This is a genomic window from Streptomyces sp. NPDC040622, assembly GCF_055593965.1.
Genome location: NZ_JBVIXD010000001.1, coordinates 518,625 through 528,305, shown reverse-complemented (window position 1 = coordinate 528,305; position 9,681 = coordinate 518,625). Strand labels below are relative to the sequence as shown.

Sequence of the window (9,681 nt, the reverse complement as noted above, 5' to 3'; positions counted from 1 at the left end):
GACGCTGTGGAACAGTACGAGCTGGACGCCCTCGAAGCCCTCACGACCAGGCCGCCGAGGGACTACCGGGAGATCTCCGTGGCTCCCCTGACCCCCGTCATCGGCGCCGAGGTCTCCGGCGTGGACCTCGGCACGCTGTCCGACGCGCAGTTGGCGGAGGTCAGGACCGCTTTCCTCGACCACCACGTCCTGGTCTTCCGCGACCAGGAGATCACCGTCGAGGAGCACAAGCGCCTGGCCGGCCACTTCGGCGAGCTGCGCCCGGTCAACCCGCCGCCCCCGGAGGGCGATCCGCACGTACTGGAGATCAAGACCAGCACGGGAGCGGCGAACGTCGCGGGGAACGCCTGGCACGCGGACGGCACCGCGGACGCCGAGCCCTCCCTCGGCTCGATGCTCTACATCACCGAGACTCCCGAGGGCGGCAGCGGCGGAGACACGCTGTTCGCCAGCATGCACCTGGCCTACGAGATGCTCTCCCCCACCTGGCGCGAGTTCCTCGGCGGCCTGACCGCCGTGCACGACGGTGCGCAGAGCTTCCGCGGCTACACCATCCCGCCGAACTACGACGTCCCGGTCAACGAGCACCCGCTCGTGGTCCGGCACCCCGAGACCGACCGGCCGATCCTCTACGTGAACCAGGCGTACACCTCGCGCATCCCGCAGCTCTCGGAGGACGAGAGCCGGGCGGTGCTCGACATGCTCTTCGCCCTCGTCACCCAGCGCCCGCTGCTGACCTGCCGCGTCCGCTGGACCCCGAACACGCTGGTCTTCTGGGACAACCGGTGCGTGCAGCACCACGCGACGTACGACTACTACCCGAAGACGCGCTACGGCCGGCGCGTCGCGATCAACGGCGGCCCGCTGAAGGGCTGACCGCCCCGCGCCGGGTCGCCCGCGCGGGCGACCCGGCCCCCGCCGTCCCCATCTCCACCGGCATCGGCATCGGCACCGGCATCGGCACCGGCACTCGCTCTGCCGACATGACCGGTTGGCATCATGCCCGGAGGGATCTCGAACTCGTTCCGCCCGAAGGCGTGGGCCACCTCCGGCTCGGCATGACCCGTGAGGCGGCCGACACCGCGCCGGCCGCGTTCCGCGATCCCGCCGCGATCCCGGACTCCGACGAGCCGGGGCAGCACGTGTTCCGGCCCGGCGCTCATGATCAGCATTCACTGCGTGCGGGACGCGCTCCAGTCCGTGGAGCTGACCAGGCCGTCGACCGGCGCGGACCGGGTGCTGTTCCGGGGCGTCGACGTCTTCGCGCTCCCGGCACGGAAGCTGGTCGAGCGCCTGCGCGAGGAGGTCACGATCGAGGCCGACCCGGAGGACCCCGCTTCGTTCGTCGCCCCGGACCTGCTGCTGGCGTTCTGGCGGCCGTTCGACGCGGATTCCGAGCCGGAGGAGGAACAGGGCTACTGCTTCAGTACGGTTCTGCTCGCGAAGCCCGGCCACTTCGACACCCCCGCTCAGGCGGCGGAGCGACTTCGACGGGGCCAGTGGTCCGGTCGTCTCGTCACGCGGTCCGGCATCTCGCCATCCGGCCCGGCCCTGTCCGGCGGCGCGGTGATCGGTTACAAAGGCAGAGGTCCGGCTGCCCGCTCCGGCGGTCTCCGGCCCTCGCCCGTCGTCACCGCGCACCCCAGAGGTCGTCCACCATGCCTGCCGCCGCAGCCCCCTGGCTGCTCCTCGCCGTCTTCTCCGGCACCCTCATCTCCCTGCAGGCCCGTATCACCGGCGAGCTCGCCGCCGGACTCGGCGGCGACGGCTTCACGGCCGCGGTCATCTCGTTCGGCTCGGGATTCGTGGTCCTGGCCCTCGGCCTGCTCGTGCTGCGCGCGCCGCGCCGCAAGGTGGGCGTGGTGCTCGCGGACGTGCGGGCCGGGCGGCTCAAGTGGTGGCAGGTGCTCGGCGGTCTCGGCGGCGCGGCCTTCCTGCTCGCGCAGGGGCTGACCGTCGGGGCGCTCGGGGTCGCCCTGTTCACCGTCGCGATCGTCGCGGGCCAGGTGGGCGGCGGGCTGCTCTTCGACCGGATCGGGCTCGGCCCCGCCGGCCCGCAGCGCCCGACGCGGCGCCGGGTCGTCGGCGCGGTCCTCGTGCTCGCGGCCGTCGGCCTGTCGATGTCCGACAAGCTCGGCAGCGGGTTCCCGTACGCGATGCTGGTCCTGCCGCTGGTCGCGGGGGTGTGCGTGAGCTGGCAGCAGGCGGTCAACGGACACGTGAAGAACGCGTCCGGATCCGCCTACGTGGGCACGTTCTTCAACTTCGTCGCCGGTACCGGAGCCCTGAGCGTGATCTTCCTGGTGCATGCCGCCGCGACGGGCCTTCCGCCCGGCCTGCCGAGCGAGCCCTACCTCTACCTCGGCGGTGTGGTCGGCATCTCCTTCATCACCATCGCGGTCGCCGCGGTGCAGAAGCTCGGCGTCCTGCTGCTCGGACTGTGCACGATCACCGGCCAGTTGGTCGGTTCCCTCGCCCTCGACCTGCTGGTCCCGCACGGCGACACGCAGGTCACGGCCGCCACCGTCGCGGGCATCGCGCTCGCCCTGGTGGCCGTCGCGATCGCCGCGCTCTCGGGCACGCGGACCGGCCGGGTCGTCGCGTCGGGGAGCGCGGGTCGGCGCACCGCCTCGGAGCGGGTGAAGCGCTAGGGCGGGTCTTCAGAACCCGCCTTCCCGCCCACGACCGGGCCGCCACCCCCGCCGAACGACCGGCCTAGGCGCGGCGCCAGTTGCTCAGCAGCACGTCGGCGGCGGTGTGCAGGGTCGCCGCGGCCACCCCGTCGCGCAGCTGCGTGGACAGGCCGAGGAGAAAGCCGTGGACCATGGCCGTCACTCCGTCGACGTCGGTGTCCGTGTCGAGCTCGCCCGCGGTCACGCCCCGCTCCACGCAGCCCCTGATGCGCGCCCGGTCCGCCGCGCGCCGGGCCGCGACGACCGCGCGCACCGCGGCGTGCTCCTCCCCCGGCGCCCGCATCGTGCCGGACAGGGCGACGAGACAGCCGGTGGGGTGGGACGCGTCGGCCTGCATGTCGATCGAGCGGTGCAGCAGGCCGGCCACGGCCTGCCGCGGGCCGGCCGTGGCGTCCTCGCTGACGACGGCGCCGCCCGGCCCCTTCATGTAGTGGTCGACGACCTGCTTGAACAGGCCCTCTTTCGAGCCGAAGGCGCCGTACAGGCTCGCGGAGGACAGCCCGGTGGCCGCTCGCAGCTGTGCCAGGGAGGTCGCTTCGTAGCCCTGCTCCCAGAACAGCAGCATCGCGGCGTCCAGTACGGCCTCCGTGTCGAAGGCACGGGGACGGCCTGCCGGCGGCATAGGGACCTCCTGCGTCACACACCGAGCGTCCCAGGACCGGGAACGCTTCCTCGCCTCCCATTGTGGACCAACCACTCCACAAAGCGCCAAGCCGCCGGACGTCCGGACGCGGCCGTCCGCAGTGACCCTCCTCACTTATGGATCGATCGATCTGAAATAACTTGACCGGCGCATCGGGCCGGGCAAGTATTCCGGCATGAACGATCCAGAATTCGGAACGGGCGTCCCCGGCGCCCGCCCACCGCTGAGCCGCGCGATGGTGCTGCTGCTTGCGGTGACATGCGGCGCGGCGGTCGCGAACATCTACTACGCGCAGCCCCTGCTGCCGGTCATCTCCCGGGCGTTGGGAGTGTCCGAAGGGGCCGCCGGCCTGGTCGTCACCGCCTCGCAGACCGGCTACGCGCTCTCGCTGGCGCTGCTCGTGCCCCTCGGGGACGTGCTCGAACGCCGGCGTCTGGTCAGCGTGCTGCTCGGACTGAGCGCCGTCGCCCTGCTCGGCGCGGCGGCGGCTCCCTCACTGGGCCCGCTGTACGCCGCGGTCGCGCTGGTCGGGGTGACCTCCGCGGTGGCGCAGATCGTGGTCCCGATGGCGGCCTCGCTGGCCGCCGACCACGAACGCGGTGCGGTGGTGGGCACGGTCATGAGCGGCCTGCTCGTCGGGATCATGCTGGCACGCACCGCCGCGGGCGTCCTGGCGGAATTCGGCGACTGGCGGCTGGTGTTCGTCCTCGCGGCGGTGCTCATGGTGGTGCTGGCCGTCACCCTGCGCCTGGTGCTGCGCCCGGTGCCGCCGTCCGACCACACCCCCTATCCGCATCTGCTGCGTTCGGTACTGACGCTGGTACGCACCGAGGCGCTGCTGCGCAGGCGCATGGGCCTGGCCGCGGTCGGCATGGGCTGCTTCACCATCCTGTGGACGGCGTCGTCGTTCCTGCTGGCGGGCCCGGCCTACGGGTACGGCCCCGCCGTCATCGGCCTGTTCGGCCTGGCCGGCGTGGTCGGAGCCGCCGCCGCGGTGGTCGCAGGCCGGTTCGCGGACCGCGGGCACGGGCGTCGGGTGGCGAGCGGCGGTCTCGTCCTGCTGACGGCCAGTTGGGGCGTACTGGCCTTCGCGGGGACCGGTGGCGCGGGCGGCCTGGTCGCTCTGATCGTGGGCATCATGGCCCTCAACCTCGCCCAGCAGGCCCTGCTGATCAGCCATCAGAGCGTGCTCTACCGCCGGATCCCGCACGCCCGCAGCCGGGTGACCACGGCCCTGATGGTCTCCTCGTTCGCCGGCAGCACCGTCGCCTCCGCGCTCGCCTCGGCGCTGTACCCGCTCGTGGGCTGGACGGGGATTTCCGTACTCGGTGCGGTGACCGCGCTGATCGGCGTCGGGGTCTGGGTCCTGGAACTCCTCCGCCCGAGCCCCTCCGAACCGCTCGCCGACCCGTCGGTGAGCGCGCGCCCCGAGACCGCCGAGCGCGCGAACCCGCACGCGGAAACGGCGATCGCGCCATGAGCCGACCCCGTCCCACTCGCGTCCCCGCTCCCGCCGCCTCCGACCGACGATCCCCTTCCACCCCTCAGAAGAAAGGCCCCACCATGGCGACGAGTGAGCAGAGGACCACGGCTGACGCCCACAGGACCCACGGCACCGCCCACACCGACGGCACCGCCGACTCCGGTCGCCGCATGCCCGGCCCGTGGACCCGCACTCTCGGGGAACTCACCCTGACCTATCTGCCCGACGCCGGTGTCGCCATGATCCCGACGCGCGTCTACCCCGCTTCCGAGGAGACGGACTGGAGCCCTTACCGCCCTCACCGGACGGACGCAGGTCACCTGGCCATGGGATGCGGCGCGCTGCTCGTCGAGCGCGGCGGACACCGCCTGCTGCTCGACGCGGGCCACGGCCGGATCTCGGGCGACGACCCTGATTACTTCCAGCACGGCTTCGCGTACGTGAGGAGCCTCCCCGCCTCGCTGGCGAGCATCGGCGTCGACCCGGCCACGCTGGAGACGGTCGCCTTCACCCACCTGCACGACGACCACACCGGCTGGGCGCGCCCGGACGCGGTCGACGATCCGCGCAGCCTGTTCCCGAACGCCCGCTGGATCGTGGGTGAAGGCGAACTGGAGGGCCTGGACCCGGCCGCCGGCCCGCGTCTCGCCGGGCAGCGCGAGCGGGCCACTTCCGTGGCCGACGGGGCCGAGATCGCCGAGGGCGTCCGCGCGTGGGCGCTGCCCGGGCACACCACCGGGCACACGGCCTGGATCCTCGACACCGGCGACGGCCGGCACGTCGTCGCGTTCGGCGACGCCCTGCACTCCCCCGTCCAGGTCCACCACCCCGACTGGGAAGTCGTCCTCGACCACGACCGGGCCGAGGCCGAACGTTCGCGCAGGCGGCTCGTGGAGTTCCTCTCCCGGGAGGGGGTCTACGGCTTCGGCGTCCACTTCGCCGACCAGCAGCTCGGCACGGTCGACGGCGGCGGCCGCTGGCGCCCGTGGGACGAGGCGACGGACACCCGGTGACCCGGCGCGGGCCAGGCCGCGCCCGCGCCGGAGCGGCGTCCGGGCGCGAGACCCGGCCGCCGACCGGCTCCGCCGCCGAAGCACTCGCCGACCGCGCGGCGGACCGGAGCGTCCAGGCCATCGCGCTGCGGCAGTTGAGCGAGAACGCCCTGAAGGAGGAGGGAAGGCCTTTGCGACGGGATACCTGAACCGCGCCCTTGAGGTCTCCCGGCACGCGCCGGGACCGGTGCGCGCGTACGTCGCCGCACAGGCGGCCCGGGTGAGCGCGGCGCACGGGGAACGGCGTGCGGCCCTGGACCGGCCGGTGGCCGCGTCCCGTCCGTGGCCCCATTACTCCGGCGACGAGGAGGCCTTCGCGGTCTACTCGGCGGCGGCCCTGCCATGCGAACAGGCCGCCGTACTGCTCCGCCTCGATGAGTCCCGCGAGCTCATGCGGTGCTCATGCGGTGCTCACCGCGTCGCTGCACGAGCGCCCCGCACGGGAGTCGCGCGCCGTTCTGCTCACCCTGCCCGCCCGGGGCCGGCTGCAGCACGCCGAGGGCCATGGCGACGCGGTGTCCTCGGCGGCCGACGCCGCCGAGGAGATGAACGCCACCGTCGCCTCCGTCCGGGCCGCCCGGCAGATCGCACGCATCCGCGCGGCACGGGCGGCCCGAGCGGCGCGCAGCAGCGGGGGCCCAAGGGGGGGCTCGCTGCGGAATTCAACACGTTCAACAACAGCCCAGGGCGCGGCGTCGGCCACCTCGGGCACTCCGCTCGTTGACTGAGCGGAACAAGAGGCGACCGACCGGGACACCCGGCGACGCGGAACGACCGGCAATCGATCGGTGCAACCGTCGGCCGGACGGGACAAGCACGGACCAGGTGCCCCGAGACCTCGGCCCCCGCCGTCACGCCTGCACCGCAATGGTCGCAAATCTTCACCCCTTGGCGTGACTCCCGTCCGGCGCATCGGCCGTAACGTTCCTGCACACACCCCCGTGAGCTGCGCAATCACCGCCGGATCCGGCCCCTAGGTCTTTCGTTCGAAGATCAGGCGACTCTCCCCAAGATCCTTTGCGCCCGTAGGGTCATGCCGGTTCCAGCAGGAAGCGATCCCGGGTGAGGTGTGGTGTCTCGCGAACTCATGTGCTCAGCAAGCGAGTTGGGCGCACCCGTGCCGACCGGACAGCGGGCCGCCGTACTCGAGGGCCTCGCCGGTGTCGTACCGCCCCGCGCGGTGCGCAACGACGAGCTTCCGGCCGCCTGGGAGACCGACGACGCGTGGGTGCGCCGGCGCACCGGCATCGGCGTGCGCCACTGGGTCGGCCCCGGCGTGTCGACCGGGGACCTGGCCTTCGAAGCCGCGGCACGCGCGCTGGCCGTCGCCGCCGCCGCGCCGGCCCGCCCACTCGGCGCCGTCACCGCTCCGCCGGTCGACGCCGTCATCGTGGCCACCTCCACCCCGGACCGGCCGATGCCCGCCATGGCGCCGGAACTCGCGCACCGGCTCGGGCTCGGCCAGGTCGCGGCCTGGGACGTCGCCGCCGCGTGCAGCGGCTTCGTCCACGCGCTCGCCACCGCCGCCGGGGTGATCGGAGCCGGCATCCTCCACCGGGTCCTGGTCGTCGCCGCCGAGGTGTACTCCACTTTGATCGCCCCGGACGACCGAGGCGCGGGCGTCGTCTTCGCGGACGGGGCGGGCGCGGTGGTGCTGCGCCGGGGCGAACACGGCGAGCCGGGCAGCGTCCTCGGCTTCGACTTGGGCAGCGACGGCGCCCGGCACGACCTGATCGAGGTACCCGGCGGTGGCGCGCTGGCCCGTTCGGCGCCCCACCGCTACACCCCGGCAGACCTGCACTTCCGGATGCGGGGACGGGACGTCTTCCACCATGCGGTCACCCGGATGACGCACTCCTCGCAAACGCTGCTCAAGAACGTCGGCTGGTCGGCACAGGACGTCGACCGGTTCGTCGCCCATCAGGCCAACGCCCGCATCCTGAGCGCCGTGGCCGACCGCGTCCCCGTACCCGCCGACCGGCAGGTCGCCAACATCGACCGCGTCGGCAACACAGGAGCCGCCTCCCTCCCGCTGGCGCTCGCCGACGCCGCCGCGACCGGCCGGATCGGCGCCGGACAGCGTGTCCTGCTCACCTCCTTCGGGGCGGGGCTCACCTGGGGCTCCACCGCCCTGCTGTGGCCCGAACTCGCCCCGGTCCCGCCGGTGCACGGGGCCGGCTGACCCGGCCCGCCGTCCGGGCGGCGGCTCTTTCGTACGTACCGTCCGCCCGCCATGTCTTCCCTCGTCCCCCTCCTCCCCCTCCTCCCCCTCGTTCCCGTCGCTCTCCGTCCCCCTCCGAAAGGGCACAGCCATGTCTGCAGTCGACACCGCGGTCCACTCCGTACTGACCGGAAAGTTCGAGGTCCCCCAAGAGCGCATCCTTCCCGAGGCCACGCTGGAGAGCCTCGACCTGGACTCCCTCGCCCTGGCCGAACTCGCCCTGGCGCTGCAGGAGGAGCTGGCCGTCGAGGTGGCCGAGCACGAGGCGACGAAGGGCACCACGGTCGGCGAGCTCACCGCCACGCTGGCCGCCAAGCGCACCGCGGCAGGGGTGCTGTGACGGCTGGCGGCCGTGCGGTCGCCGTCACCGGTCTGGGGCTCATCACCCCGGCCGGTGTCGGCCGCGAGGCGACCTGGTCGGGCGTGCTGAGCGGTGCGGCCACGGCGGCCCACGATCCCCAGCTCAAGGAACTCCCCGTCGACTTCTCCTGCCGCGTTCCGGCGATGACACCGGAGCAGGGCAGGATCGGCGGCGGCAAGGCGTGGCGGATGGGGCGGTTCTCCCAGCTCGCCGTGCTCGCGGCGCGCGAGGCGGTCGCCGACGCGGGCCTGGACCCGGCCGCCTGGGACGGCGCGCGGGTGGCCGTCGTCATCGGTTCGGGACTGGCGGGCGCGTCCCACCTGGAGGAGCAGACGCTCCGCCTGCAGGCGGGCCCCGACCTGGTGTCGCCCGTCCTCATCCCCATGCTGATCTCCAACATGGCCGCGGGCGAGGTCCTGCTCGACCTGGGCGCGCGCGGGCCGTCCCTGGCGACGGAGACCGCCTGCGCCTCGGGGGCCAATGCCCTGGCGGTCGCCCGTGACCTGCTGCTCTCCGGCACCTGCGACATCGCGGTGGCCGGCGGCACCGAGGCCGCGATCAGTCCCGCCGTCACCGCCGGTTTCCATCGCATGGGCGCCCTCTCCTCGCGTACCGACGATCCCGCGCGTGCGTCCAGGCCGTTCGCCGCCGACCGCGACGGATTCGTCCTCTCCGAGGGCGCGGCCATCCTCGTGCTCGAACGCCCCCAGGACGCGCGGGCCCGTGGCCGCCGACCGTACGCCGAGCTCGCCGGCGTCGGCCTCAGCTCGGACGCGCACCACCCCACGGCCCCCGCCCCCGGCGGCACGGTGGCGGAAGTGGCGCTGCGCGGCGCGATCGGCGAGGCCGGGCTGACGCTCTCGGACATCGACCACGTCAACGCCCATGGGACATCGACACGGTTGAACGACGCGACCGAGGCCGAACTCGTCACACGCGTCCTGCCGCACGGGCCCACCGTGACCTCCGCCAAGGGCGTCCTCGGGCACAGTCTCGGGGCGGCCGGGGCCGTCGAGGCGGCCCTCACGGCCCTGACGATCCGTCACTCCACCGTCCCTCCCGTCGCCAACCTGACCACGGACACCCTCGCGTTCGACCTGGACTGCGTGGTGGACCGGCCGCGGCAGCAGACGGTGCGGGCAGCCGCGAGCCATTCGTTCGGATTCGGCGGGCACAACGTGGTGCTCGTCCTGCGTGCGCCCTGACCACCGCCGCCCCACCGCAGCGT

General features: G+C 73.4%; 9 protein-coding genes. 8 read left to right on the top strand and 1 reads right to left on the bottom strand.

Going from position 1 to position 9,681, the window contains the following annotated elements:
- The first annotated feature begins 6 nt into the window (after nucleotides 1-6).
- Both ACZ592_RS02370 and ACZ592_RS02365 read left to right on the top strand, forming a co-directional pair.
- Nucleotides 7-876, top strand: coding sequence for a TauD/TfdA dioxygenase family protein (locus ACZ592_RS02370; protein ID WP_471579602.1), 870 nt, complete (start codon nucleotides 7-9; stop codon nucleotides 874-876).
- A gap of 782 nt (nucleotides 877-1,658) precedes the next feature.
- The gene (locus ACZ592_RS02365; RefSeq protein WP_471579601.1) at nucleotides 1,659-2,651 is read left to right on the top strand and encodes a DMT family transporter; all 993 of its coding nucleotides are present in this window, start codon (nucleotides 1,659-1,661) and stop codon (nucleotides 2,649-2,651) included.
- A gap of 64 nt (nucleotides 2,652-2,715) precedes the next feature.
- On the opposite strand, the gene ACZ592_RS02360 is transcribed toward ACZ592_RS02365, so the two are convergent.
- The gene (locus ACZ592_RS02360; protein WP_471579600.1) at nucleotides 2,716-3,315 is read right to left on the bottom strand and encodes a TetR/AcrR family transcriptional regulator; all 600 of its coding nucleotides are present in this window, start codon (nucleotides 3,313-3,315) and stop codon (nucleotides 2,716-2,718) included.
- A gap of 196 nt (nucleotides 3,316-3,511) precedes the next feature.
- On the opposite strand from ACZ592_RS02360, the gene ACZ592_RS02355 reads away from it, so the two are divergent.
- The 6 genes from ACZ592_RS02355 (at nucleotide 3,512) to ACZ592_RS02330 (ending at nucleotide 9,658) form a co-directional block, all read left to right on the top strand.
- Complete coding sequence (locus ACZ592_RS02355) at nucleotides 3,512-4,816, top strand: MFS transporter (RefSeq protein ID WP_471579599.1); 1,305 nt, start codon at nucleotides 3,512-3,514, stop codon at nucleotides 4,814-4,816.
- An 83-nt stretch (nucleotides 4,817-4,899) separates the two neighbouring features.
- The gene (locus ACZ592_RS02350; protein WP_471579598.1) at nucleotides 4,900-5,832 is read left to right on the top strand and encodes an MBL fold metallo-hydrolase; all 933 of its coding nucleotides are present in this window, start codon (nucleotides 4,900-4,902) and stop codon (nucleotides 5,830-5,832) included.
- 446 nt (nucleotides 5,833-6,278) lie between these two features.
- Nucleotides 6,279-6,599: a hypothetical protein gene (locus ACZ592_RS02345; RefSeq protein WP_471579597.1), complete on the top strand. Its 321-nt coding sequence runs from the start codon at nucleotides 6,279-6,281 to the stop codon at nucleotides 6,597-6,599.
- A gap of 359 nt (nucleotides 6,600-6,958) precedes the next feature.
- Nucleotides 6,959-8,053, top strand: coding sequence for a beta-ketoacyl-ACP synthase 3 (locus tag ACZ592_RS02340; protein WP_471579596.1), 1,095 nt, complete (start codon nucleotides 6,959-6,961; stop codon nucleotides 8,051-8,053).
- A gap of 130 nt (nucleotides 8,054-8,183) precedes the next feature.
- Complete coding sequence (locus tag ACZ592_RS02335) at nucleotides 8,184-8,432, top strand: phosphopantetheine-binding protein (protein ID WP_471579595.1); 249 nt, start codon at nucleotides 8,184-8,186, stop codon at nucleotides 8,430-8,432.
- Entirely contained in the window at nucleotides 8,429-9,658 is a 1,230-nt protein-coding gene (locus ACZ592_RS02330; RefSeq protein WP_471579594.1) for a beta-ketoacyl-[acyl-carrier-protein] synthase family protein, read from the top strand. The genes ACZ592_RS02335 and ACZ592_RS02330 overlap by 4 nt, the downstream gene beginning before the upstream one ends.
- Nucleotides 9,659-9,681 lie beyond the last annotated feature (23 nt).

Excerpts from the sequence above, each read along its gene's own strand:
- ACZ592_RS02355 (WP_471579599.1), top strand. The coding sequence starts at position 3,512 with ATGAACGATCCAGAATTCGGAACGGGCGTCCCCGGCGCCCGCCCACCG.
- ACZ592_RS02365 (WP_471579601.1), top strand. The coding sequence starts at position 1,659 with ATGCCTGCCGCCGCAGCCCCCTGGCTGCTCCTCGCCGTCTTCTCCGGC.
- ACZ592_RS02335 (WP_471579595.1), top strand. The coding sequence starts at position 8,184 with ATGTCTGCAGTCGACACCGCGGTCCACTCCGTACTGACCGGAAAGTTC.
- ACZ592_RS02350 (WP_471579598.1), top strand. The coding sequence starts at position 4,900 with ATGGCGACGAGTGAGCAGAGGACCACGGCTGACGCCCACAGGACCCAC.
- ACZ592_RS02360 (WP_471579600.1), bottom strand. The coding sequence starts at position 3,315 with ATGCCGCCGGCAGGCCGTCCCCGTGCCTTCGACACGGAGGCCGTACTG.
- ACZ592_RS02340 (WP_471579596.1), top strand. The coding sequence starts at position 6,959 with ATGTGCTCAGCAAGCGAGTTGGGCGCACCCGTGCCGACCGGACAGCGG.